Source organism: Dorea sp. AM10-31, assembly GCF_003435815.1.
Lineage (GTDB): Bacteria > Bacillota > Clostridia > Lachnospirales > Lachnospiraceae > Dorea_D > Dorea_D hominis.
In genome coordinates this window covers 350,415-375,540 of record NZ_QTUV01000001.1, presented here as the reverse complement: position 1 = coordinate 375,540, position 25,126 = coordinate 350,415, and the positions used below count along the sequence as shown (strand labels likewise).

The 25,126-nt window shown below is 43.1% G+C and carries 21 protein-coding genes; 2 read left to right on the top strand and 19 right to left on the bottom strand.

The window, feature by feature from the left end:
* Positions 1–33 precede the first annotated feature (33 nt).
* The 17 genes from DW125_RS01790 to DW125_RS01705 form a co-directional block, all read right to left on the bottom strand.
* The gene (locus DW125_RS01790) at positions 34–936 is read right to left on the bottom strand and encodes a conjugal transfer protein (RefSeq protein ID WP_117536944.1); all 903 of its coding nucleotides are present in this window, start codon (positions 934–936) and stop codon (positions 34–36) included.
* A 17-nt stretch (positions 937–953) separates the two neighbouring features.
* A complete protein-coding gene (locus DW125_RS01785) occupies positions 954–1,961 on the bottom strand; it encodes a bifunctional lytic transglycosylase/C40 family peptidase (RefSeq protein WP_117536943.1) in 1,008 nt (335 codons plus the stop codon).
* Positions 1,958–4,177 (bottom strand): CD3337/EF1877 family mobilome membrane protein, encoded by a 2,220-nt coding sequence (locus DW125_RS01780; RefSeq protein ID WP_117536942.1) that lies wholly within the window; start codon positions 4,175–4,177, stop codon positions 1,958–1,960. Before DW125_RS01780 ends, DW125_RS01785 begins: the two co-directional genes overlap by 4 nt.
* Positions 4,177–6,627, bottom strand: a complete 2,451-nt coding sequence (locus tag DW125_RS01775; RefSeq protein ID WP_117536941.1) for an ATP-binding protein — start codon at positions 6,625–6,627, stop codon at positions 4,177–4,179. The genes DW125_RS01780 and DW125_RS01775 overlap by 1 nt, the downstream gene beginning before the upstream one ends.
* Positions 6,605–7,003 (bottom strand): conjugal transfer protein, encoded by a 399-nt coding sequence (locus DW125_RS01770; RefSeq protein ID WP_004843362.1) that lies wholly within the window; start codon positions 7,001–7,003, stop codon positions 6,605–6,607. Before DW125_RS01770 ends, DW125_RS01775 begins: the two co-directional genes overlap by 23 nt.
* Positions 7,004–7,111: 108 nt before the next feature.
* Entirely contained in the window at positions 7,112–7,615 is a 504-nt protein-coding gene (locus DW125_RS01765; protein ID WP_002323345.1) for an antirestriction protein ArdA, read from the bottom strand.
* A 17-nt stretch (positions 7,616–7,632) separates the two neighbouring features.
* Entirely contained in the window at positions 7,633–8,136 is a 504-nt protein-coding gene (locus DW125_RS01760) for an antirestriction protein ArdA (protein WP_117536940.1), read from the bottom strand.
* Positions 8,055–8,351, bottom strand: a complete 297-nt coding sequence (locus DW125_RS01755; protein WP_101880314.1) for a conjugal transfer protein — start codon at positions 8,349–8,351, stop codon at positions 8,055–8,057. The genes DW125_RS01760 and DW125_RS01755 overlap by 82 nt, the downstream gene beginning before the upstream one ends.
* Before the next feature lie 366 nt (positions 8,352–8,717).
* Complete coding sequence (locus DW125_RS01750) at positions 8,718–8,906, bottom strand: YgiT-type zinc finger protein (protein WP_117536939.1); 189 nt, start codon at positions 8,904–8,906, stop codon at positions 8,718–8,720.
* Positions 8,907–8,992: 86 nt separating this feature from the next.
* Positions 8,993–9,214 carry a hypothetical protein gene (locus DW125_RS01745; protein ID WP_002323342.1) on the bottom strand — a complete coding sequence of 74 codons (222 nt, stop codon included), beginning with the start codon at positions 9,212–9,214 and terminating at the stop codon, positions 8,993–8,995.
* Position 9,215: 1 nt separating this feature from the next.
* A complete protein-coding gene (locus DW125_RS01740) occupies positions 9,216–9,350 on the bottom strand; it encodes a DUF3789 domain-containing protein (protein ID WP_055154251.1) in 135 nt (44 codons plus the stop codon).
* A gap of 12 nt (positions 9,351–9,362) precedes the next feature.
* Positions 9,363–10,559, bottom strand: a complete 1,197-nt coding sequence (gene mobT, locus DW125_RS01735) for a MobT family relaxase (protein WP_117536938.1) — start codon at positions 10,557–10,559, stop codon at positions 9,363–9,365.
* A gap of 183 nt (positions 10,560–10,742) precedes the next feature.
* The gene (locus DW125_RS01730) at positions 10,743–12,137 is read right to left on the bottom strand and encodes an FtsK/SpoIIIE domain-containing protein (protein ID WP_008792582.1); all 1,395 of its coding nucleotides are present in this window, start codon (positions 12,135–12,137) and stop codon (positions 10,743–10,745) included.
* 73 nt (positions 12,138–12,210) lie between these two features.
* Entirely contained in the window at positions 12,211–12,627 is a 417-nt protein-coding gene (locus DW125_RS01725; protein ID WP_002322983.1) for a DUF523 domain-containing protein, read from the bottom strand.
* Between the two features lie 75 nt (positions 12,628–12,702).
* Positions 12,703–13,086, bottom strand: a complete 384-nt coding sequence (locus DW125_RS01720; protein WP_117536937.1) for a YdcP family protein — start codon at positions 13,084–13,086, stop codon at positions 12,703–12,705.
* Between the two features lie 15 nt (positions 13,087–13,101).
* Complete coding sequence (locus tag DW125_RS01715; protein ID WP_117536936.1) at positions 13,102–13,428, bottom strand: YdcP family protein; 327 nt, start codon at positions 13,426–13,428, stop codon at positions 13,102–13,104.
* A gap of 237 nt (positions 13,429–13,665) precedes the next feature.
* Positions 13,666–16,701 carry an SrtB-anchored collagen-binding adhesin gene (locus tag DW125_RS01705; protein ID WP_117536935.1) on the bottom strand — a complete coding sequence of 1,012 codons (3,036 nt, stop codon included), beginning with the start codon at positions 16,699–16,701 and terminating at the stop codon, positions 13,666–13,668.
* Positions 16,702–17,221: 520 nt separating this feature from the next.
* Here DW125_RS01705 and DW125_RS01700 point away from each other — a divergent pair.
* Positions 17,222–17,896 carry a YkgJ family cysteine cluster protein gene (locus tag DW125_RS01700; protein ID WP_117536934.1) on the top strand — a complete coding sequence of 225 codons (675 nt, stop codon included), beginning with the start codon at positions 17,222–17,224 and terminating at the stop codon, positions 17,894–17,896.
* A 31-nt stretch (positions 17,897–17,927) separates the two neighbouring features.
* A complete protein-coding gene (locus tag DW125_RS01695; protein ID WP_117536933.1) occupies positions 17,928–20,687 on the top strand; it encodes a translation factor GTPase family protein in 2,760 nt (919 codons plus the stop codon).
* Positions 20,688–20,879: 192 nt separating this feature from the next.
* Here DW125_RS01695 and DW125_RS01690 read toward each other — a convergent pair whose 3' ends face one another.
* Together DW125_RS01690 and carB are read right to left on the bottom strand one after the other, a co-directional pair.
* The gene (locus DW125_RS01690) at positions 20,880–21,788 is read right to left on the bottom strand and encodes a DUF4234 domain-containing protein (protein WP_242992881.1); all 909 of its coding nucleotides are present in this window, start codon (positions 21,786–21,788) and stop codon (positions 20,880–20,882) included.
* A 64-nt stretch (positions 21,789–21,852) separates the two neighbouring features.
* Entirely contained in the window at positions 21,853–25,080 is a 3,228-nt protein-coding gene (gene carB, locus DW125_RS01685) for a carbamoyl-phosphate synthase large subunit (protein ID WP_117536932.1), read from the bottom strand.
* Positions 25,081–25,126: the final 46 nt, after the last annotated feature.

Here is a 25,126-nt window from a genome sequence, read left to right as displayed (position 1 = left end):
TGTGTATTACAGGCTACGGTCTTTTTATATCATTTATCCTACAATCTTCCAGTTACTATCTTTTTGTAACACAAGCTCATACTGCGATACCTGCGTTGCCTTTGTCTGATTATCAAGGAATTTCACAGCAACCTTGACTTTCACATTGTCCCCGTCCTTTGTAAAGATAGGGTTTACCAATTCAGAATAAAGGTAGTCCCTGCCGATAGGTTCAATCACATTTCCAGCTACATAGTAGGCAAGCTCTTTTTCTGTGGCTGTTGGGTACAGCTTAAAGAATGTTTCCAGAAATGCGGTAGCGTCGTTTACGGTATCAGCGTCCACGCTTGCGTCTGCTTCTGGTGTCTTAGGCTCATAGTCTGATTTTTCGATTGCTGGTGCAAGGGTAGGGTTCTGAACGATTACCATATCCCCGTCAGCGTCCACATGGACTTTTACGGTATAGGTTGCCTTGACATTGCTTGTCTGTTCTCCCTCTTTTATCTGCTGATCTACTTCGTAGGTAGCAGAAAAAGTGTCCGTTCCCGATTGCTCGATATGCCATACAATCACATCTGTAACTGTGGAGCTGGTCGGTATGTCGGTTCTGATTGTATCAACATTCAAGTCCTGCAATTCCTTTGTCAGATAACCGTTGATTGCCTGCGTTCTTGCTTCAATCGCTTCTTTGCTGTTATTCCATGTGTAATAGGACTTCGCAAAGTTCTTCACGAAATTTTCTATCCCGTTGGTGTCCTGCAAGCGAAGTTCAATGATTTCTTTTTCATGGGTGGTGTGCTGGTCGATAGCGGTAAAATTTTTATATACCCCAAAGCTCACGCTTGCGAGAAGCACCACCCACAACGCAATCACGGTTTTCTGATGTGTGCCTACCTTGACAGTACGCACCTTTTTTTCTTTGACATTTTCTGTCTGTTTCTTATTCTTCTTAAACATAATGTTATCCTCACTTTCTATTGTTTTACTCGTCCTGCACCGATTAAGTGCTGTTGCCAGTAACTATTATTTAGGTCTGCATATCCTATCGGATTTCCTGCGTGGTACATCTGCGTCGGCGAAACAAGAATACCGACGTGTGTTACATAACTTCCAGCGTTATAGGTAGAATGGAAAAATACCAAGTCCCCAGCCTTTGCCTGCGAGAGTGGAAGATGTTGGGTGGCGTCATACTGTGCTTGTGCTGTTCTCGGTAAGGAAACACCAGCTTTTCCATAGCACCATTGCGTCAGCCCCGAACAATCAAAGGAAGTATTCGGGTTACTGCCACCATACACATACTTCCAGCCTTGATATTTCAACGCTTCATTCATTACCTTTTGTGCCAGTTCTCCCGATACCTGCGGAACTGCTAAATACTGATTGACTACTTCCACATAGAACATATTTCCATAGCCATACCGCCAGCCCCCGTTCTTAGCAACGGCTATCGGGTTGGTGTAGGTTACTTTCTTTCCACCCGATTTCTCACGGGCGAAGCTCTCTGCAAGATTAAAAGTGTGTTTTTTTCCTTTTCCTGCCACATATCCCACATAGCCACCGCCATAGTTATAAGACTGTATTGCTACATTCAAGTCGTCGATACCTTGATTTTTGCAGGAAGAAAGCAGGGACGCAAAATACTTACATCCCTGCTTGATTGAGCTTTCCGTATCTAAAGAGTTGGGCGGTAAACCCAGACTTTCCGAACTCTGCATAACATCTTCTGCCGTACCGCCACTTTCTACTTGAATGATAGCAAGTAGCACATTGACATACTCGGAGATACCGTTTTCTCTGGCGTACTTTTCCACCATAGGCTGATGTTTCAAGACTTCTGCGGATAGGTTCATACCCGTAATGCCAGAAGAAAAATTGCTGTTCTCATCGTCGCTGTCCGCACTAATGAGGACACCAAAGAAAAGCACCAGAGAAAAGAGGATAGGAAACAGACTGCCAATGATAGCGATATGTTTCAGTTTCATTTTTTCTTCTGTCCTTTCTTCGTTACAAGATTACGGCTTTTCTCTATGGTCTGTTGGTTCTTCTGGACGCTATGGGTCTGCTGAACCTTTTTCCTGCGGTCTTTGGTGTAATTCTGGCGTGTTTCCTGCAATACTACTTTTTCTACATTCTGCCTATGTACTTGCTGTGTAAGCTGGGTTGCTTTTCTATCAGAAGCACCAGAAGATAGCGGACGCTCTTTGATAACGCTTGTCTTGACTGGCTCGCTTGCTTTTGAAGTGGTCGCTGTGGCAGGGCGTTTGACTTCCTGCATTTTTTCCGCACTCGGCTTTGGAATGGTTGAAGCTGTGGCTGGTCGCTCATGGGGACGGGTAGCTCCCGTTGTCGCTGATCCGTCAGCCTTTCGCTGTACCTGCTTTGCTTCTTGTGCCTTTTGAAGCTCCATACGTTTGTCAGCGATATTTTTCTTATGCTGTTCCTGCTTTTCCAAACGTCCCGTCTGTCTGGACTGCTGTTCCTGCACCATGCCACGCTTAAAGTCGGACACGCTGGACTTTGCCTTTTCCTTTGCGGAATACACCGCATAAGCGGTCTGTGTCGGCATATCCTTGATATTCTCTTTGACAGCATTTGCCTTGTCTTTTACTTTATTTTTCGTATCTAAGACAGCACCGACAGCAGAACCAGCACGATTTCCAAAACTGGAAGAAGTGTTGCTTCGTGAAAAAGTACGTTTATCTTTTTGAGGATTACTCCTTGAAGAACCATTACCCGATAGCATAGCTCCCGTAACCGCACCTGTGCCAGCTCCAACCATACTTCCATGACTAACAGCTCTAGCCATGCGTCGCTCCATTCTTCTAGCCCTATGTCGCATAAACAGATATGGTCTGCGGAAAATTCTTCGTCCCATGCTTTGACTGTCGTTAGCGTTCAAAGAGAACATACTCATTAAGTCGCCCAGCTTCATGTAGATACCAGCGAAACACACTATCTGTAAGAACGCTACCATAAAGAAAGGATAGTCCGTGGATATGTTATAAAACATACTGGAAATGCTGAACGCCACCGTTACAATGAGCGTTATTCCTGCCCGTGTCATTATGGTATTAAACACCCTCACGATTGCCTGCTTTGCCAGATTTTCTTGACTGGGTATCATAGAAAGAAGAAAACTGATAGGTAAAAACATTGAAAAGATAATAAAAAGTATCTGGCTAAACAACATCATGCCCGTAAGCAAGAATACAAATATCGTTATCCCTAAATTGAAGAACAATAGGAAGAACACCATGCCTAAACGGTTCACGACCTGCGGTATCGTCAGATTGTTGTTGTCATTGTCCTCAATTTCTGTTTTCACGACTTCTTCTCTGGTTTTCCCGTCCTCGTCCTCTGGGCTTGCCGATACCAGAGCGACCACACGGTCTGTTCCGATTTCCTCTGCGTTGCTGTTCCCGAATTGTAAGAGTAGCCACGGCTGTTCCACTTGAATAGAAAATAAGCTGTCCCGTATCAAGTCCACGCTGTCCTTGCCCTCGCTGTCAGAGTTGGGGAGCATGATTTTTGTTCCCAAGTCCAAAGAAGCGGTACTGATGTCTGATGAAAACTCATTTATCTTCTTGATGTAATCGGGAGCATAGGCAATAAAAGAAGCCGACAGCACGAACACCACAACAAAGTTGATAACGGCATGAAGTGCCTTGCTGGTTTCCCGTTTGATAAGTCCCGTATAGGCAACATAAAGTCCCACCACTAAGATAATGAGAAGCAGGAAACCAACATAAAAGCCAGAGCTGGAAAAACCGTTCTGCGTTACGCCTGCTAAGGTCTGTATGCTTTTTCCGATACTGTCTGCCATATCGTTAATAAAATCAAGTTTGTAGGCTTCCTGCACCACATAGCCCGTTGCATTACTCAAATATAAACTGATAGTCCAGACAAAGTTGGTAATGCAATAAAGCCCATACTGTACCGATTTTCCAATCCCGTCCAGCCAGTTCCACGGCAACCACGACCAGCTATTATCCACATAAAAATCAAGCTGATAATTCGACAACGGATATTTTGAGTAAAGATTTTCTGCGTTTATGGTATCGTCCACAAGTCCCGTCGCATGAGCCACCGTCCCCAAAAGTGAAAGCAGGATAAGGGAGAGTGCCACCACGAACAGAGCTATTTTTAGAAAGTGTAGTATCTTCTTTTTAGTGAACGCACCTTTTATCCTTTCTTTCATCACTCCACCTCATTTCTCTGTACGGGCGGTCTGGTATCAAAGGCGTGTAGCAGTTCTTCAAAGACGGGGTGTATCTGTACTACACCGACACGCCCGTATAAGTCCTGCAATAAGCATTGTCCGTTCTCCAAATCACGCAAGCGTTTCTGGTTGTTTTCGTCGTCCTTGTCGATACCGAAAAATTCTAAGGTCTGTTTTATCTCGTTAATGTCAGTAGAACGAAAGGCAAATTTCAAGCCGATATTGTTTTTCAGACTTTCCTTTGATACATCGTCAGAGGATTGTGTAACGAAATAAACGCCTGCCTGCATAGCTCGTCCAGCACGCACCAGCTTATTTGATAAGGTTTCGCCTTGTGCCACATTTAAGAACGCCCACGCTTCATCAAGGTCTACAATCTTAAAAATACTTCTGTCCGAATGGATAAAATCAAGGGCAAAGGTACTAATCACAATCAGCATAGACACCGACAATAATTCAATGGTCGTGTATTCCTCAAAAGTCGTGTCCTTATCTGGCAGTACAAGGTCGGCTACTTGAATGATATTGAGCTGGTTGTCAAGACTGATAGCATTTTCCACCGTACCGTCCGAAAACAGCAGATGTGCAAAGTCGTAGTCCGTGAAGCTGTCGATATGGTCTGCGATATTTCTTGCTATTGGTGTTTCTTCACGGCGTAGCTCATCTATCACATGGAGCAAGCCCCGACGGTCGCTCTGGGTAACAGAGCGAACCGCCTTACGAAGTACGGGGAATTTTTCGCCGTCCCTAGAGGAAATACCCGTAAGGAATGTCAAGATGTCGATTGCCAGACTTTCAGCGTCTTTGACATTTTTCATTATCACAAACGGGTCAAGAAGTCCTGCATTGTCCTTGTCGCTGGTTAGATTTACGATATTGATTTCATGGGCGATTTCTGGGAGCGTTTCTTTCCAGTTGCCACGCTCACTTTTAGGGTCTAACAGAAGTGCTTGACCGCCAAACAGCACCGCATAATACACCAGAAGATTGTTACAGAACGATTTCCCACCGCCAAGCGAACCGACAAAAGCAGACGCTAAAGCGTTGGTAACTGTACCTTTTACACCTTGACTGGCAAGGGACGGTTGCAGGTACACATTTCTTCCCGTATCAACAGAATAGCCCATATAGATACCCGTAGTTTCTCCTAACTGCTGTGTCGCACCAAAACCAAGCCCTGCTAGAAAATCTGATTTTACATACTGCACATAGTCATTGATATATCGCTTGCTGGCTGGTAAAAATTCAGAATGAAGCCCCAGCATATCCCCAGCAGGACGCACCAGCTTTACATTGAGGTCATCGTAAAAGTCCTTGACTTCATCACAACGGCGTTTCAGCTCGTCAAGATCGGGTGCAGACACCCGAATAACGTAGCTTAACTTATACATACTTTCTTTGCTCTGGTCTAAGTCTGTTTCCAGCTCGTCCACGCTGTCTAAAGCGTCCACCACATTTGAGCTGGTTTCACTTCCAGCTTGATAGGCGTGATTGTCAAGGTCTTTCAATTCCTTTTTCTTGTTGCGGACGGTTGTTAATGCTTTTCGGTTCTCCACGATTTCTACATTCATGGAAGTATCAACGGGGAATGTGAATTGCTGTTGCTGGAAATAGAAAATTTCGCTTGACGGAAAATCAAGCTCGCCTACAATCGCATTGACGGTAAAATAGGACACATAGCTTTCCTTATCCTCATGTTCCAAGCGTAAATATCGCTGGCTTTCCTCAATCACACATCTTGTCGGACGGATAAGGTCGTAGTATTTTATCAGCGTTTCTTTCTGCAAGTTCTTCTTTGGTAGCTGGTACTCATAATCTTCATAGGCGATACCGTCCCTGCCGTAAAGATGTTCCATGAGATACCCAAAATCATGGATTTCCAAGCGACGCACCTTAAAGCGACGGGAGATTTTATTTTCCAGTAACTTTTCCATTTTCATATAACGGTTGATTTCATCATTCGGCATGGAAACAAAATCATTCATCAGCGTGTGGTTCACTTCATGGAGAAATTCTGCAAACGTCAGCCACGCCGATTTTTTCATGTTCTTCAGATTGAGCTGTTCTTCTGTAACCATGAGCTTAAAGCCAAGAAAAAAGCGGTAGTCCACTTGATTGTCCCCAATCATAGATACTAACGCTTCGGTCTGTTCGTCTATCTTCTGGTAGGCAACTTCCTTTAATTTTCCCGTTACCAGTTTCTTTGACTGCTCCTGCATACTTCGTATTGAGCTTTCTGTGGCAATCTGCAACGCATGAATTTTACCCTCACGGGACTGTGCAATGAGCTGTCGAAAGCTGTCATGCACGATAAATTTCTGCTCTGCGGATAAGAAAGAATAGTTGTACGGTATCAGCTCATAGTAGGCGAACACCTCATTGTCCTTGTTCCAGACAAGGTTGTTGTCAATATATTTTATCGGGAACATAGTTCACACTCCTTACTGCCGTGATTGTTTCATTTAAGGTCTGCTTATGCAGTTTTACGGCTTTTCCTGCATAAGTGATTTTTGGTCGCAGGGCATAGGTTATCTGTGATTTCAAAAAGCTGTACGGCTTCTTTCCGTCAAAGGTTTTCTGCGACATAAACCAAGTGAGAGCAACGGGAATACCGAAGTATTTGAGAAATGCTCCCTCAATCATGGAAAGTGGGGGAATATCCCCAAACAGAATGATGATAAATTCCGTAATCACAAACCATGTAATCTGTGTAAAGGTAACGGGAAAAGGCAAGTTAAAGTCATTGATTGCATACAAGACTTTTTCCACGTTCCAGATACCCGTATAAGATTTAATCTTTTTCAAGTTCTTTCAGCTCCTTTCAAAATAGAAAAGGACAGCCATTTTCAGACTGTCCCTTAAAAGAGAAATACGCTGTCAGTAGCAACAATGCTTGTCGCTGATCGTCCAGCGTTAATATGGTATCTCGCACATACCTCGGCTTGTTTCAATAAAGCAACCGCCCATATCCAAATCTCGCCCGTAGGCTTCATAGTCAATGTAGTTCTGCAAGCTGGGTGGAATATCCCCCAGTGCCTGCAATTCGTCTATGTAGTAGTAGGCAACGTCTGTCATGGTTTCACAGTCGGGATAATAATAAATATCGTCCTTATGTTCCACGACTTCTTCCAGCGTCCCGTAGTGGCTGATAAATTCGTCCAGACATTCTACGATATAGTCGGGAAGTTCCTCTATCATTTCATACATCTCATTGAGTTCTTCAATGGAAACATACTCGCCAATCGCAATGGGGAAGTTGTCAGTATCATGGATAGCGTATTCCTCATACTGTTCATTCAAGCCGATTTTTTCTTTTACATCTTCCTCGTCAATGGGAAATGTAAACCAAGCACCGACTAAATAGCCCTCATTGTATTTGCCAAGATTAGCGATATAAACCGCCATATCATCAATCATAAGTACCACCTCATTTCCTACTCTGGCAGTTCAAAGATACCGTGTTCCGTTACTAAAAATTTCCCGTGTTCCTGCAAGTGAGAAGCGTAGGCTTCAAAGTCAAAGTAATATTCTTGACAGTCCTCGGATAAATGCTTAAATGTCGGGTCGTTCATCAGCTTTTGCTTTGCAACATCTATCATGCTTTTGCAGTCGGGATAAATCGTAATCACGTTCCTGCAAATATAAAGTGCTTCTAAATTCTCAAACACCGTAAGTAGTGATACATATTCTTCCTGCATATCACTTGAAAGCTGGCGGTACATAAAATCTAATTCGTTAAGCTGATACACGCTTGTATGTTCGTGAACTTCATCAGCATAAGGCAACACCTTTTCGATAATGCGGTAATCCCCACTTTCTGCACCGATACCTAACTTTTCTTCAAACTCTGCAACATCTATCGGCAGGTCGAACCAGTATGATGTTGTTTCTTCGCCAGTTGTTCCTTTCGTTTCCACCAGCACCCTTGTTTCCTGCATTGTTCCTCACGTCCTTTCTGTTGTTTCATCACATCTTTTATGGTCTGGTACGACATACCAAACACATACTTTGAAAAATCTTCTAACTGTCTTTCTTCATAGTCAGCAAGGTTCAGCCGTTTCATTTCATGCCACACCTTACGCTTGTAAGAGGGCAGGTCGGAAAGATAATCACAGCCGACTTTTGCCTGCATATCCTTAAAAATATCGTTCATGTCATCACTCCAATCTGATTTTAGGTAAGAAAAAAGCAGTCAATCCTAAGACTAACTGCTTTGTGTGTAGGGATATGGAATTTTTAAAATGGAAATTCACAATATTAATTGAGAGGCAGAAGCTTCTTCATTCTCACATTCTGCATAATCAATATTTTTTACATTTCTTGTTACAACGCATTTTATTTGATGCCATAATTTGCAGAATTCGGAAAATTAAAACATCCCATTTTTAGCCTTGTTATAACGGTAATAATTTTTTCTATTACTGTTATAACAAGGATTCCAGGGGTTCGGGGATGGAAGATCCCCGTATTATTTCTGCACTATTTATTTTTCTGAAAATGGCATATTATAATGTGCTGATCAACAATTTCTTTGAGTGGCATATTGAACAATTCGTTCTTCAATTATTTCATATATAGTTATTTTCCCACATTCAGGACATATTTTTGCTGGTACATTTGTGGCATGATATGTTGTGCCATTATAAACTACATCAGTTTCTGTTGTAATACTTTTTAACCATTTTCTACATTTTTGACATCTAAACATAATCGCTCTCTCCTTTAACTTCTAACTTGCCGTTTTCTTCATATCCACATTATATCATTCCCATATATGTGCTGCAATATAAATTGCTATGCACCGATAATCTTATTAAACAGCTCTAACAGTACATCTTTCACACCGCCAGCGTTGAATACCAAGCCGACAGCAATTAAGGCAACTACCAAGAAGCCGATAAGTTTGGAAAACTCACGCTTGAACCCTAAGTAGATACCGATAACCACAATCGCCATAAGCACTAAGCTCTGTGCATTGCTTAAAAACCATTGATACAAATTTTGCCCGAAATTCATGTTATTTGTCCTCTCTTTCTTTGATTTCTTCCATATATCTGTCAGCTTCTTTGCCGACATTCAAAATACACATCAAGACTACGCCGATACCCATTCCCATAGATACCAGCAGGAAGTCTTTTCCTAATTCCCACATTTTTTATCACTCCTAACTTTCCACCAAATCTTTTGCAGGGGTCGTCTGCTGTTTGATTATCATTTCATGTTTTTCACTCAAGGTTGCCTGCTTTTCGATAGTTTCCATGTAGTCTGTACCGTTTTCCTTATCAATCTTTTTCAGCATTTTCAAGGTCGGTGCTACCTGCCTTTGTACCCAACGCAATGTGCGGTCTAAGGTATAAGGCTCTGGCTTTGTTGTCAGTTTCAGACTTTGCCGATTATCGCCGATAAACCACGCCCAGCGGTCATTGAGTTTCCAGTCATTTTTTCGCTTGTCGGGTTCTTCATCAACAAACCGCACATACTGGTTGATGATAGAAAAGGCGGTCTGCTCTGCGTCATAATAGGTCAGCAAATCTCGTACTGCATAATAGGCACGTTCATTTCTAAGCCGTATCTCAAAACGGTTGATAATGTCGGCTTCTTCCAGAGGTGTCCCTAACTTGACATACTGCTCATAGTCCTTTTCATAGATACAAAAATACACATCTGATTTCAGCGACCCAAGATAAAGGGTACGTCCCATATATTCTCTGTCGTCCTCTCTGTGCTTGATAAGCTCGCCCGACTGGTAAAACTTATAACTTCTGGACTTTCCGATATATTCCCGTTTCCTGCATTTTTCCGCAAGCTCTGGAATATCCAAAATGCCCGTATGGTCGTTGATAGCAAGGTCGATACGCTTCATCACGCCACCGTCTATGAGTGCGTCCATGAGGAAGTCATACCAGCTTCGTTGCTGTGCCAGCAGGTAACTTTCAAACTGTCGGCAACCACGCCCCTTTAACTCTAAAAGGACACCTTTTTCTTCGTCAGCCGACGTATAGATAAAGATGTCCCCTAAAGAATAATGCTCCGTATAACTGTAATGTCCGTAATCTTCATGGAACATATAATTGATATTCAGTTTTAATATATCTTTGATGATGTGCTGTATATCCAGCGTGGGAAAACGAATTTTTACATAATCAAACAGCATGGTAAGCGGTGCTTCTGGATTGAACCTTGCCACTTCCTTGTGCAGAGTTTCCAGAAGCTCCTTTGACGGCTTCATTTTTCCGCTTTCTATCTTGTTGAGATATTCCCTTGTGATACCAGAAGCCAACGCCAGCCTGCCTTGTGAGATACCGTAAGCAATCCGTTTCTCCCGTAATTCTTTTATCCATTGTTCTTCATTCAGAACCATACCTCCAATCTGTAAAGTGTGAAGTTTTTTCAGACGACTTCACAACTGATTTTTGCTAGAAAACCATGCCAGAAGCCTTATGTTTCCTATGTTTTTTGTCTATTGTCTATTTGCAAACGTACCCCTCTGTTAGATACCGAGGGGTTTTACCTGCTGGCGTGGCTTACGCCACACCAGCAACGGCTAGTCCGTGCCGTCGCCTTTCGCTTCGCACGTCGCCGTCCCGTCCTGCCTTGCTTGTGCAAGAGAGCCGATGGTCTGCAAAAAATCATGTCCTTTCGGGACTAAAGGCGTATAAAATTCGCTTATCACGCTTGTTCCCACATCACAATAGCCACGCCCCTTGATACGCTTCTGAAAAAACTGTTTCTTCACATCAGAACCGAACAGCATACCGTAACCTAATTCGCTGATACGCCCAAGTCCTACACGGAAATTGAAATTATCTCTGATACCGTCCGAGAAATACTTTGCATCTGGACGCTGGCAGGCAACGATAAGGAAATAACCTGCTTGTCGTCCTAACATAACGATTTTCTTTAACTGGCTAAGTAGGCTCACACTTTCTTTTGTCCCCAGCATTTCAAAAAACGCCACATATTCATCAAAGATAAGAAAGCAGGGTGGCAGTCCCAGATAGGCGTAGTTTTCGCCCGTCTTATAGTTCGGGTGTCGCTTCATTTTCTCACTTCGCTGTACCATGCCCTCATAAAAGGCATTGACGCAATCAATCATTTCTTCTTTCGTGTGATACACATTTCCCATAACTGTCCCCAAGTCTGCTAAGTCCGCATTTTTCGGGTCTAAGATATAAAGGACAGCGTTTGTATGCAGTAAGGCTTCAATGAGTGTCAGCAGAAAATATGTTTTACCGCCACCAGTCCCACCAGCAATCAGAGCGTGAGGGAGTGCGTCATATTCCCAGACAAGATTTTTCATCAATCTAAGACAACCGTTTTCTGCCCGTACTTCATCAATGGTAATGCGGTTCGCTATCATATCATAAAGCAGGGTATATTCGATATAGCCGTCATGCAGGGTCTTGTCGGTCAGCTCACAATACAAGCCACTTTCCAACTTATCCTCCAACCGTAAAAGCTGGTCTTGATATTTTCCCAGCGTAATTTCACAGCGGATATGAAGAAGTCCTTTTTCCATTTGATAATAAATCTTTGGAAACCAGACGATTTTTTCCCTTGATCTGCTTTGCAGGTCAGTAAAAAAACCGCTGTCTTGTACGGTATCGGCTTCATACCACTTATTTTCCAGTATCATTCTTGCCAGCTTTTGACGGTGCAGTAGCTTCTTGAAACTGTCGTAACAGAAGCGGTAATACAGAAAAGCGACCAATGCACAAACACCAGTCGCTATCAGTATGGTTATGAAGTTGTAAAGGGAAAGCGTAAAGCCATTGTCTAATAAGCTGAAATGTTCCCAGTCGGTACGCATGAGCTGTTTGCTATTCAGTAGCAGGAGAACTGCCACGAACACAAACAGAAGCGTCTCTATGGAAAAATGATAGACAAGGTGCTTGTCGCTGGCTCTGATACGGTGTCCTTTGTTCCAAATCATACGCATAAATCAATCACTCCTTTCTGGGTATGAAAAAAGCAGTCAATCCTAAGACTAACTGCTTTTTCATTACCATTCATTAAAAATCTTCTGAGTCCAACACTTTATATCCAGCCTCAATTAACGCTTGTGCAAATAGACCTTGACCTTTTATCAATTTTCCCGTAAAACTACCATCATAAATATTCTTGACTGCACAAGTTGGGCTTCTTGATTGCAGAATAACTAAATCTATTTCCATACTTCTTATTTCATTTAAAGCCAACTGTACCGCATGACGATATTCCTCATCAACAATATTTCCATTTATATCCATGACAATACCATTTACTATTTCCGCACTAGGACGTGGTGTAGGCATATTCGCTAATAATTCTGGACAAATTTCGATAACCTCTTTATCTTTTAGAAACTCTACAACTTTCGGATTGAGATTATTCCCACCGTTATATTTGCAGTTCTTTCCCATGATACATGAACTAACTAATACTTTCATAGATAAGCACCTCACAATTTATCCTAATTATATCATTCAACGAATTACCTCACAATAAAAATCTAATCTCTAATTTTATTTTTTCAACTGTCCCTGCGTGTTATTATTCTGTGGATTGCCTGCGTTCTGGTTGCCTTTATTCTTCAACACAATATCCTCTGCCTTTACATACCAGTCCACCTCTGCACCACCAAACGTCTTTTTTGATACCGTATCGGCTACGGGATTGACAAGCTCCACAACTGCATTGTACGGAAATTCCCTTAACGGTACTTCTGACGGTACAGACACGGGGATAATTCCACCATGCAGACTGCACTTCAAATCATAGATACGCTTTTTTAGCTGGGTACTCGGTGTCCCGTCCTCATTCTGCAAGAACACATCACGCACCGCTGTAAATTTTAATTCTCCAAATGTTTTCTCTTTGTCAATAACAAATCCGTTTGATAATCTCATAGTATTTTCACTCCTTTACTTTTCTTCAACTGCTACAATATCATCAGCAAGCAACACATAATCGGTATGTCCCATATCCCCGATTGCGTAACCTCTGCCGTATAGCTTCGGATTGACAAGTTTTACTTTCTGTTCATACTTGAAATGCTTTTCGCCAGCCTGCACGGGAATTTCCACCACAACATTTTCGCCTTTCTGTACGTCAGAATAAAGGTTGTAACTTCTTCTTGCGAAAAATCTGCGGTTATCTTTATCTCTATCAAAAACATGGTCGCTTTCGCCTGCAAATTCAAGAGTTCCAAAAGACTGTGCCATATCTGGCACGACATATTTCATTTCCATATTGTTTTACCTCGTTTCTTTCTATATTTGATAAGTTTTTTGATTGTGATTTCTTATTCTGGCGGTTCGGGAAGTACCAGCAATCCCACCGATAGTAAAGGGTAAAATAAATGCTTACGCACCCTTGACTATCCGTGTTCTTGCAGGTAAGTGGCAGACAAGCCAGAATAAGCGGAAGTCTGCCTTTGACAGCTTCGGCGGAGAGCGTGATTTTCCTTTTTTCATATCGTTACCGCCTTATGATTTCTTTATTTTACAGCGTTTGTAAAGATATGTTCCAGCTAATCCACCAGCAGACACAAGCAACATCACGACAAATGCCATTACATTTGTACTGTCGCCCGTTTTGGGACTGTCGCTAGGTCTGTTAGGCTTTTCTGGTGTCGGTGGTGTTTCGGGTTTTTCTGGCTTTTCCTTAAAGGTAATCGTCTGTCCCTTATCCTCAATATCCTTATGTTCGGTAACTTTCTTCGGTTCGTCTGGATTGCTCAAATCGTACAATTCTTCAAAAGTTACAAGCTGTTTGCCGTCAAGGGAAGTAGCGTCAAAGGTAAAAGCAACTTCCACTTTCATAGTTTCGCTGTCAGCGGTAAACATATAATCACTTTCCACACGCTTTCCATTGATAAGAAGCTCTGCACTTTCTTCTTTCAACATCTGCCAGCCCACAAGTTTGTACTGTGTACCGACTTCTAAGCCCTCTAAGGTTACGGTATCAATGATTGTAACGTCTTTTCCAGCTTCAAGCTCTTTGTTGCCGTCCTTATCCGTAGCAGTCGTATGAATTTTGATGATACGCTCTGTGATAAGTACGGTCTGCCCGTCGTCCTCAATGTCTTTGTGTTCTGCAACTTTTACGGGTTCGTCTGGATTGCTGAAATCATACAATTCTTCAAAGGTAACAAGGTTTTTGCCACCTAAAGCAGACGCATTGAACGTATAGGAAATTTCCACTTTCATTTCTTCCTCATCAGCGACAAAGGTATAATCGTTTTCTACACGTTTCCCGTCAATGATAAGCTCGGCGTTTTCTTCCTTTAACATCTGCCAGCCTTTGAGCTGATATTTTGTGCCTTTTGTAAGTCCGTCTAATTTGACCGTATCAACGATTGTAACCTCTTTTCCTGCAAGGATAGTCTTTTCGCCGTCCTTGCTGGTCGCTGTGGTATGGATAGAGATTTCTTTTTCGTATTCATCAGTCAGCGTTCCTAAATCAATCACAAGATTATTTCTTGATACCACGATTTCAAAAGGTGGGATAAGTTCAAAGCCTTTGTTACTATCAGAGCGTAATTCTTCAATGATGTAAGTATCATAAAGTAATGCACCCTTGCTGTCGTCTGGTTCAGAAGTCCCAAACCACACACCGTCCTCACTGGTCTTTCCTGCGTTTGTATTGTGCTTATGAGAAGCCCATTCAGCAGAAGTGGAGAATTGCCCGTTATCATCAGTTACCACTACATGATTTTCACCCGTCGTCTTGCTTGTGATCCTAAAGGGAACATTAGCAAGACGCTTGTGTGTACCTGCACCGATTTTTACACCCTCAATATCTCCACGCTTAATCTGATTGTAGATAGAATGAGCTTCGTCGGTTAAGTCCACGATTTTTCCATTTTCTGTGATTGTAAAATCAATCGGTTTTGCACCGTCAGTTAAGTAACCGTCGGGAGCTTCACTCTCAACAATACGGAATTTTCCATAAGGTAAAAGGTCAGAAGAAGTAGAAGCGATACCCTCAATATCTGTACGAATTGTCTTTACCACTTCATTTTTCTTGTATAGCTTGCCCTCAACCAAAACAGAATTATCATTTAAGGAAATGATGTCAAAGGCAGTATCTTTCAAAGTGGCACTTCCTTGTGGCTTTGTATCGCCCGTTTCTAAATCTCGTTTCTGAATTTTGATACCGCCACGGATAACCTTGTCTGATACGGAAAACTGGTTACTTCCAGATAATACGGCAAGGTCGCCGTCCTCGGTAATCTGTGTTACATATAAGCCCTTAATCTGTTCGGACTTATCGCCAGCCTGCATATATGCACCCTCTAACAAGTAGCCGTTTGGAGCTTTTGTTTCTTCTACGGTTAGCGTCCCAAGTGGAAGAACCGCCTTACCGTCCTGCATATAGAAGCTGTCGCCAGATACCTTGTATGCGTCCGCTAATTTTGTGATGTAGTGGGTTGTCCCGTTGCTGTCTGTTTCAGCGATTGTCTTTGTAACCCATGTACGAGTAGCTTCGGCAGGGAGATTGTCTTTATTATAGAAGCCTGCATAATACTTCCATGTAAATTCCGCACCTGCTAAAGAAGCGCTCCCTTGCGGATTGTCTTTCTGTGTTTCCATATCAATCTTGAAAAGCTCAATCAAAGTGTCCGTTACTTTTGGCGTATCAGATACTTTCAATGTTGCTGTCTTTCCAGCTTCAACCTTTAAGGAATATACAGTTTTATCCACTTTATATCCTGCTGGTGCGGATAATTCCTTGATATAGACTGTGCCTGCTTTTACCTCTACAATATCTGTATTTCCGTTTTCATCAGTCGTAAGGGGAGCAAGCTGTTTCGTGCAGTCCTTATCAGAAAAGACACCATAGGTTGCACCTGCAATAGAGTAATTCCCGTTACCGTCTGTAATGCTAGTATTACTGGAAGTCTTTTGTAATTTCGCATTTCCGACATTCAGCTTCGCCCAGAATTGTCCCAATTCCTGCCCCTCGCCAGAGTAGATATAACCGCCACATTCATAGCGTCCTTTATTTTCTTTGACAAAGGCTCTTGCACCAGAGAAAACTTCGTCCTGCGTTGCCTTTGGAATTTCATCATAAGAAGCTCGCACGTTATCACATTGCCAGCCAAGATGTACGCTCAATCTCTGCCAGACTACACATTGTTCCAACAGATAGACTTGCTTGTAGTTCAATTCCTTGTGAGTTTCGCCATACTGTTTGACATACTCTAAGGATAACGCCACATCTGAAATCTGGTCGGCACTCATGCGTGAGCTTGCGTCAGCTCTGGTCTTGTAGCCATTCTTAAAATCTGTATTGATGTCGATACAATAGGCAGTTTCGCCCTCGACTTTCATATAGCCCTCATTGAATGTCGAACCGATAGAACCGTCATTCATTACTTTTTCAATGATACCGACACGCTCTGCACTTTCCGTCCAGTATTGCTTACTTTCTGCATGGACAGGTGTAATCGGTAAAGCAGTAACGACAGTTGCAAGAACTAAGAAGCCCGTACACAATCGTTTCCATGTCTTTTTCATAAATCTAATGCTCCTTTCATTTTGGGTAATAAAATAGCCGTCCAATAAGAACGGCTGGAAATAGAAAAGGAACGTCATTTTAGGCGTTCCATAATCTATAAAATATTCAATTTTTTATACTGATGTGTTGCTCATCAAAATCTCAAATTAAGGTTATTTGACACCAATTTTGACACCAATTTTTTGTATATTGACGATTTTTGATGAAATATGATAAATTCATAAAACCCGTGAAAAGCCTGTAAATAGGCACTTTACGGCACTCTATGAACTAAGACAAAAGCTACGCTGTAATAACAAGAGGTGAGTGCTAATTTCTGGAATTTTTTTATTAACTGAAAAACAAACTTCTATTATGTGGCATATTTTTCTGCAAAGTAAAACAAGGGGTGGCATTTAGTCTTACAATCGTTTATCCTATAAGAAGTACAGTGCTTTCATGTTCTATTACACAGATATAATATAAAACGTAAGATTCCAGACAGACAAAAGAAAGCGAAAACATATAGGGGATAAGAAAATGATAAGAAACATAGATATGAAAGAAATCTCGGATGGTAATTTATATACGGCAAATGACATGGTAAAAGCAGATTGTCAGGACTGCAAAGGCTGTTCTGCGTGCTGCCGTGGTATGGGTGATTCCATTGTGCTGGATCCTTATGATGTTTGGCAGATGAGTGCCGGGCTGGGTGAGACATTTGAAGAATTAATGAAAGGAAAGATCGCGCTCGGAGTTGTGGATGGCATGATCCTGCCGCATCTTGACATGGATGACGGGACGTTAGGCTGTCCATTCTTAAATGAAGCTGGCAGATGCAAGATTCATGCATTCCGTCCGGGAATCTGCCGGTTATTTCCGCTTGGACGATTTTATGAAGAAGATGGATTTAAGTATTTTCTGCAGATCCATGAATGTCAGAAGAAAGACCGAACGAAGATTAAGGTGAAAAAATGGCTTGGCATTGCAAATCTCAAAGCATATGAAAATTACATTACTTCCTGGCATGCTTTTCTGAAAAAATGCGAGACGGCAATGGCAGATTTGAGTGCGGAAGAAGCAAAGATTTTGCAGATTTTCATTTTGCGGACATTTTATCAGACACCATATCAGGCAGAACTTGCCGCTGGGGATGCATTTTACAGTGAATATGAAAAACGCAGGGAACTGGTGCGGATGAAGCTGGATTTATAATACAAAAAGTGAAGAAACAGGTGTAGGAAATATGAGAAATATTACAATCGGAATACTGGCGCATGTTGATGCGGGAAAGACAACACTTTCGGAAAGTATTTTGTATTTGAGTGGCAAATTAAAAACGTTGGGAAGAGTGGATCATAAAGATGCATTTCTGGATACGCATGAACTGGAGCGGAGCAGAGGAATTACGATATTTTCCAAACAGGCGGTATTTCCACTTGATCCGTGGCAGGTGACTTTGCTGGATACACCGGGACATGTGGATTTTTCAGCGGAGATGGAGCGTACTTTGCAGGTCCTCGATTATGCGATTCTTGTGATCAACGGAGCAGACGGAATCCAGGGACATACAAGGACACTCTGGAGCCTCCTGAAACGCTACAATGTACCGGTATTTTTATTTGTAAATAAGATGGATCAGGAAGGAACAGACAGGAAACACCTGCTGGAAGAACTGAAAAATGGACTGGATGACCAGATTATGGCATTTGATGTAGAGAAAGATACTTCTTTCTATGAAAATGCAGCAATGGGAGATGACCGGGCGCTGGAAGAATACCTGGAGGCAGAGAAACTTACGGAAGAGACAATTGCGGGACTGATCATGGAAAGAAAGGTATTTCCGTGTTATTTTGGATCTGCGCTTAAAGTCGAAGGTGTACAGCAATTGCTGGACGGGCTGGCAGAGTATATGGAAACGAATGCAGATGAACCGGCAGATTTTGGCGCGCGTGTGTACAAGATTTCAAGAGATGATAAAGGAAATCGTCTGACACATATGAAAGTGACATCCGGGAAACTGAAAGTCAAAGAAGTTCTGGAAAATCATCCGGAAGATGGTGAACACTGGGAAGAGAAGGTGAACCAGATCCGCATTTATTCAGGGGATAAGTTTGAGGCAGTTCCGGAAGTTTCGGCTGGAACAATTTGTGCAGTGACAGGCCTTAGTATGACAAAGCCGGGAGAAGGTCTCGGAGTGGAGGCGGAGAATGTGGAGCCGGTGCTGGAACCAGTACTGACTTATCAGGTGTTATTGCCGGAAGGATGCGATGTATCGGAAATGCTCCGGAATCTGCGCCAGTTAGAAGAGGAAGATCCCCTGCTTCGTGTTGTATGGAAAGAAGAACTGTCGGAGATTCATGTATGTCTGATGGGAGAAGTGCAGATCCAGATTCTGCATGAGCTGATCTTAGAACGCTTTGGCGTGGATGTAACATTTGGGGAAGGCAATATTGTATATAAAGAGACAATTACGAACCGCGTAGAAGGCGTCGGACATTATGAGCCACTGCGCCATTATGCAGAAGTGCATCTGATCATGGAACCGGGCGAGCCAGGAAGTGGTCTTACATTTGATACGATCTGCAGTGAGGATGATCTGGACAGAAACTGGCAGAGACTTATTTTCACACATCTGGAAGAAAGAGAGCACAGGGGTGTCCTTACTGGAGCGCCAATCACAGATATGAAAATCACGCTGGCGGCAGGAAGAGCACATTTAAAGCACACGGAAGGCGGTGATTTCCGTCAGTCTACTTATCGCGCGATCCGGCAGGGACTGATGCAGGCGGACAGTGTGCTGTTGGAACCTTATTATGCATTTGAACTTGAGATTCCGGCTTCAGTAACAGGAAGAGCGCTGAATGATATGCAGAGGCTGGCAGCAGAGGCAGAGGCGCCGCAGCAGGAAGGCGATCGGACACGGATCAAAGGGCTGGCACCGGTGGCAACCATGCGCGATTATCAGAGAGAAGTTGCAGCTTATTCTCATGGAGAAGGAAGGTTTGCTTGCGTATTTTCCGGATACCATCCTTGTCACAATGCAGAAGAAGTTATAGAGGCAATTGGCTATGATGCGGAGCGTGATATGGAAAATCCGGCAGGTTCCGTATTCTGTTCGCACGGAGCAGGCTATTATGTGCCGTGGGATGAAGTGCCGGAGCATATGCATATAGAAAGCCAGCTTGCACGGATAGAGGCTGCCGAGAGACAGGCAGAAGAAGCAAAGATGGCAGAGAAAGAATTGAAAACTGCCGGAAATCAGAATCCAGGGGCAGGTGAGAAATATTCCAATACATGCAGAAGAAGCAATTTTGTCGGGAAGACGGCTCCGGGCGCCGGTTATGGAAGCTGGGAAGAAGAGAAAGAACTGGAAGAGATTTTCATCCGCACGTATGGAAAAATTGAGCGGAAATTATCGGATACTACAAGAACGGTTGCTACACCGGTGAAAAAGAAAAAATCGCAGGAGCATTTACCGGAATATTTGCTTGTAGATGGTTATAATGTCATTTTTGCGTGGGACGAGCTGAAAGAGCTGGCTAAAGACAGCATTGAAGCGGCGAGAGACCGATTGATGGATATTCTGTGCAATTATCAGGGATATAAAAAATGCACAGTGATCCTTGTATTTGATGCATACAGAGTGGAAGGTCCATATCTGGAAATCCAGAAATACCACAACATTCATGTTGTATTTACGAAGGAAGCGGAGACCGCAGATCAGTATATCGAAAAAGTTGTTCATGAAGTGGCGAAAAAATACCGTGTAACGGTAGTGACTTCCGATGGAATCGAGCAGGTTGTCACTGTTGGTCAGGGTGCAAATCTGATTTCTTCCAGAGAGTTTTATGAAGAAGTCGAGATTATGAAAAAAGAGCTGCGGGAAGAATACATCGAGCGTCATCATGGTGGGAAAAATTATCTTTTTGACCACATGGATGAGGAACTTGTCAAGCGAATGGAGAAATTAAGACTGAGTGACGAAGAGATTGAAAACTGGTAGAGAAATCAGTGGATGAACCTACATTCGGTGAGTGCGGCGGCAAAATAAGAAAGTGAAGATCACTGCGCAGGCACTGGATGGAACCAGTAAGAAAGCAATTGTGACGATAAAAAAAGGGGACGGGGATTTTCTAGAAAATCCCCGTCCCCTTTTTAAGACATTACCATATCACCGCGATAAAATATCACCAAATTACATACCTCTGACTTGTTTATTGATCGCATCCTGCATCAGGCAGTAGTTGACAATGCCAAATCCTAAAATCCCGATGACCAGATACAGAATGTTGGAATTTCCCTGAATCCTGTTAATACGATCCGTGCGCTCACCCATTTTATACATCCAGTATAAGTTATAAATGTTACAAGTGACAATGGATAAGAGAAATACCATGCCGCCGGATGTCGCATATGGTTCACCGGCAAGAGCATTGATCTCGTCATTTAGTTTGATCATCCAGTAAATACCGTAAATTCCACACGTTACGATCGATAAGATTACACAAAGCGGAATGTTTCGTGGCGTGATAACAGAATTTTGCTGAAAATTGTTATTATAACCGGTATTTCCATAAGTATTGTTGGCATTATATGCATTATTTCCCGTATAATTATTGTTGGTATTGTAATTATTATCGGTATTGTAATTATTGGTATAGCCGTTATTATCAAAAGTTGTCTCTTTTTCGTTGGAAGAATGAGTGTAGCTGTACGCATTCTCATTTTCGGTTGTATTATCAGTCTGACTGGAAGTATCTGAGTAACTGTATGTGTAGGTATTCTCGCTTGCATGTTCGTCAGAATGAGAAGTTGCGTTTTCAGTAGCTTCATTTGAAGAAGTTCCCTCAGAATTCTCGCTTGTATTGGTGTCAGATGGGGAGTCAGCAGAAGCATCCTCCGGCGCAGTGTAAGCTGTCATAAACGGATTTTCATGCATATGATTGCTATTGCCAGTGTCAGTCTGCTCAGCATTATTGGTAGAATCTGTTGTGTGATCGTTAAGATCTGCATTTGTCTCGCTATCAGAGAGTGGTGCTCCACACTCTGGGCAGTGTTTGTATGCGTCGTCGCAAGGGGCGCCGCATTTTCCACAAAATTTCATGGAAATTCCTCCTTATGTTCTGTGAATGAAAGGGAATCCGGTTAAAACCGGATTCCTTTAAAATTTATTTGTCTGTAATTTCGCTGTGTAGCTGCTGCAAGGATTTTACTTCGCCATTTCCATGTTCTTTCACATAGCGGATTCCTTTTGCAGTTGCTCTTGCAGCAGCGATGGTTGTCATGTAAGGAATCTTTGCCTTGATCGCAGCTTTACGCAGGTAACTGTCATCATTTACACTGTCTTTTCCGACCGGTGAGTTGACGATCAGGTCGATCTGACCATTGGTGATTGCATCCAGCGTGTTCGGACGACCGCCTTCGGAAAGTTTGTTGATGCGTGTAACATCAATGCCGGCTTCCTTGATCAGCTCATAAGTATTTCCGGTAGCAACCAGTTTGAATCCATCATCAGCGAATGACTGAGCAATCTCTACAACTTCAGCTTTGTCTTTGCGGTTTACAGAAATCAGTGCCGTTCCGGAAAGCGGAAGCTTGGACTGTGTTGCTTCCTGTGCTTTGTAGAAAGCTTCTCCGTAAGTTTCGGCAAGTCCGAGAACTTCACCGGTAGAACGCATCTCAGGTCCTAAGATCGGATCAACTTCCTGGAACATGTTGAATGGGAAGACTGCTTCTTTTACTCCGAAATACGGGATATTCTGTTCTTTTAAGTCAGCAACCGGCGATTTGCGTCCGGTCAGTTCGGAAGTGATGATGTCTGTTGCAAGCGGTACCATACGGATGTTGCAAACCTTTGAAACAAGCGGTACAGTACGGGATGCACGCGGGTTCGCTTCCAGAACATAAACTTTTCCGTTTTCAATTGCATACTGCATGTTCATAAGACCTTTGACATGCATCTCTTCTGCGATCTTGCGTGTATATTCTTTGATCGTCTGTACATTTTCTTCGGAAATGTGCACGGACGGGATAATACATGCAGAGTCTCCGGAGTGTACACCGGCAAGCTCAATGTGTTCCATAACAGCCGGTACAAATGCATGATTTCCGTCGCTGATCGCATCTGCCTCACATTCCAGTGCGTGGTTCAGGAAACGGTCAATCAGGATCGGACGATCCGGAGTTACGCCGACAGCGGCTTTCATGTATCCTTCCAGACTTTCGTCATCGTATACAACTTCCATTCCGCGACCACCGAGAACGTAAGAAGGACGAACCATAACCGGATAACCGATTTCTTTTGCAATGGCAAGTGCCTCTTCTACAGTAGTAGCCATTCCGGATTCTGGCATAGGAATCTCAAGTTTATCCATCATTTCGCGGAAAAGATCACGGTCTTCTGCAAGGTCGATAACAGATGGAGAAGTTCCGAGGATCTTCACACCGTTTCTTTCCAGATCAGCAGCCAGGTTAAGCGGTGTCTGTCCGCCGAACTGTGCAATAACACCAACCGGTTTTTCCTTTTTGTAAATGCTTAATACATCTTCCAGTGTCAGTGGCTCAAAGTATAATTTATCAGAAGTATCATAATCTGTAGAAACTGTTTCCGGGTTACAGTTTACAATAATTGTCTCAAAGCCGAGTTTCTTGAGTGCTAAAGCTGCGTGTACACAGCAGTAGTCAAATTCGATACCCTGTCCGATACGGTTTGGACCGCCGCCAAGGATCATGATCTTCGGTTTATCTGTATTTACCGGATTCTTATCTTCAGCGTTGTAAGTAGAGTAGTAGTAAGCGCTGTCTTCGGTACCACTCACGTGTACGCCTTCCCATGCTTCTTCGCATCCAAGTTCGATTCTGCGGTTACGGATATCGTCTTCCGGAACTTCCAGGATCTGGCTTAAATATTTATCTGAGAAACCGTGTTTCTTTGCGGCAACGAGTGCATCATCTGTCGGAAGAGCTCCTTTCTTCGCAGCAAGTGCTTCTTCTTCGTCTACCAGTTCTTTCATCTGCTCAATGAAATATGTTTTAACTTTTGTAAGATCATAGATCTCTTCAATTGTAGCACCTTTGCGGAGCGCTTCATACATAATGAAATGACGGTCGCTGGATGGTGTAATGAGCATTTTCAGAAGCTGATCTTTGCTCATGTTGTTGTAGTCTTTGGCATAACCAAGACCGTAGCGTCCGGTCTCGAGACTGCGGATTGCTTTCTGGAAAGCTTCTTTGTAAGTCTTTCCGATACTCATAACTTCGCCGACTGCACGCATCTGTGTTCCGAGTTTGTCTTCTACACCTTTGAATTTCTCAAATGCCCAGCGTGCAAATTTGATAACAACATAATCGCCGTCCGGAACATATTTATCCAGAGTTCCGTATTTACCGCATGGAATATCTTTTAAAGTTAATCCGGAAGCCAGCATTGCAGATACAAGTGCAATCGGGAAACCGGTAGCTTTGGAAGCAAGAGCTGAAGAACGGGAAGTACGCGGGTTGATCTCGATAACGACAATTCGGTCGGAAACCGGATCATGTGCAAACTGTACGTTCGTTCCACCGATAACTTCTACGGAGTCAACAATTTTATAAGCCTGCTCCTGCAGACGTTTCTGACACTCTTCGGAAATCGTCAGCATCGGAGCTGAACAGAAGGAATCTCCTGTATGTACGCCAAGAGGATCAATATTCTCAATAAAGCAGACGGTGATCATATTGCCTTCTGCATCACGGACGATCTCTAATTCCAGCTCTTCCCAGCCGAGTATGGATTCTTCTACAAGCACCTGTCCGACAAGACTTGCCTGTAATCCTCGTGCCATAACGGTTTTTAATTCTTCTTTGTTATAAACAAGTCCGCCGCCGGCGCCTCCCATAGTGTAAGCCGGACGAAGAACAACCGGATAACCAAGTTCGTCTGCAATGGCAAGACCTTCTTCTACGCTGTAAGCAACCTGGCTTTTGGCCATTTCGATGCCCAGTGCATCCATGGATTTCTTAAATTCGATACGGTCTTCACCACGTTCAATGGCATCTACCTGTACACCGATAACCTGTACATTATATTTGTCCAAAACCCCTTCTTTGGCAAGTTCGGCGCAGAGGTTCAGTCCGGACTGTCCTCCAAGGTTCGGAAGCAGTGCATCCGGGCGCTCTTTGGCAATGATCTGTTCCAAACGGTCTACGTTCAGAGGTTCAATATAGGTGACATCGGCTGTTTCCGGATCTGTCATAATCGTAGCCGGGTTTGAGTTTACCAGTACGATTTCATACCCCAGCTTACGCAGTGCTTTGCACGCCTGTGTTCCGGAATAGTCAAACTCGCACGCCTGTCCGATGATGATCGGGCCGGAGCCGATGATTAGTACCTTGTGAATATCTGTTCTCTTTGGCATATCGTGATTCCCTCCTGTGACATGTAATGTAAAAATCTCTTGTTCT

What these genes read in the sequence shown, in the direction of transcription:
- DW125_RS01790 (WP_117536944.1), bottom strand. Translation starts at nt 936, where the DNA reads ATGTTTAAGAAGAATAAGAAACAGACAGAAAATGTCAAAGAAAAAAAG.
- DW125_RS01785 (WP_117536943.1), bottom strand. Translation starts at nt 1,961, where the DNA reads ATGAAACTGAAACATATCGCTATCATTGGCAGTCTGTTTCCTATCCTC.
- DW125_RS01780 (WP_117536942.1), bottom strand. Translation starts at nt 4,177, where the DNA reads ATGAAAGAAAGGATAAAAGGTGCGTTCACTAAAAAGAAGATACTACAC.
- DW125_RS01775 (WP_117536941.1), bottom strand. Translation starts at nt 6,627, where the DNA reads ATGTTCCCGATAAAATATATTGACAACAACCTTGTCTGGAACAAGGAC.
- DW125_RS01765 (WP_002323345.1), bottom strand. Translation starts at nt 7,615, where the DNA reads ATGATTGATGATATGGCGGTTTATATCGCTAATCTTGGCAAATACAAT.
- DW125_RS01760 (WP_117536940.1), bottom strand. Translation starts at nt 8,136, where the DNA reads ATGCAGGAAACAAGGGTGCTGGTGGAAACGAAAGGAACAACTGGCGAA.
- DW125_RS01755 (WP_101880314.1), bottom strand. Translation starts at nt 8,351, where the DNA reads ATGAACGATATTTTTAAGGATATGCAGGCAAAAGTCGGCTGTGATTAT.
- DW125_RS01750 (WP_117536939.1), bottom strand. Translation starts at nt 8,906, where the DNA reads ATGTTTAGATGTCAAAAATGTAGAAAATGGTTAAAAAGTATTACAACA.
- DW125_RS01745 (WP_002323342.1), bottom strand. Translation starts at nt 9,214, where the DNA reads ATGAATTTCGGGCAAAATTTGTATCAATGGTTTTTAAGCAATGCACAG.
- DW125_RS01740 (WP_055154251.1), bottom strand. Translation starts at nt 9,350, where the DNA reads ATGTGGGAATTAGGAAAAGACTTCCTGCTGGTATCTATGGGAATGGGT.
- mobT (WP_117536938.1), bottom strand. Translation starts at nt 10,559, where the DNA reads ATGGTTCTGAATGAAGAACAATGGATAAAAGAATTACGGGAGAAACGG.
- DW125_RS01730 (WP_008792582.1), bottom strand. Translation starts at nt 12,137, where the DNA reads ATGCGTATGATTTGGAACAAAGGACACCGTATCAGAGCCAGCGACAAG.
- DW125_RS01725 (WP_002322983.1), bottom strand. Translation starts at nt 12,627, where the DNA reads ATGAAAGTATTAGTTAGTTCATGTATCATGGGAAAGAACTGCAAATAT.
- DW125_RS01720 (WP_117536937.1), bottom strand. Translation starts at nt 13,086, where the DNA reads ATGAGATTATCAAACGGATTTGTTATTGACAAAGAGAAAACATTTGGA.
- DW125_RS01715 (WP_117536936.1), bottom strand. Translation starts at nt 13,428, where the DNA reads ATGGAAATGAAATATGTCGTGCCAGATATGGCACAGTCTTTTGGAACT.
- DW125_RS01705 (WP_117536935.1), bottom strand. Translation starts at nt 16,701, where the DNA reads ATGAAAAAGACATGGAAACGATTGTGTACGGGCTTCTTAGTTCTTGCA.
- DW125_RS01700 (WP_117536934.1), top strand. Translation starts at nt 17,222, where the DNA reads ATGATAAGAAACATAGATATGAAAGAAATCTCGGATGGTAATTTATAT.
- DW125_RS01695 (WP_117536933.1), top strand. Translation starts at nt 17,928, where the DNA reads ATGAGAAATATTACAATCGGAATACTGGCGCATGTTGATGCGGGAAAG.
- DW125_RS01690 (WP_242992881.1), bottom strand. Translation starts at nt 21,788, where the DNA reads ATGAAATTTTGTGGAAAATGCGGCGCCCCTTGCGACGACGCATACAAA.
- carB (WP_117536932.1), bottom strand. Translation starts at nt 25,080, where the DNA reads ATGCCAAAGAGAACAGATATTCACAAGGTACTAATCATCGGCTCCGGC.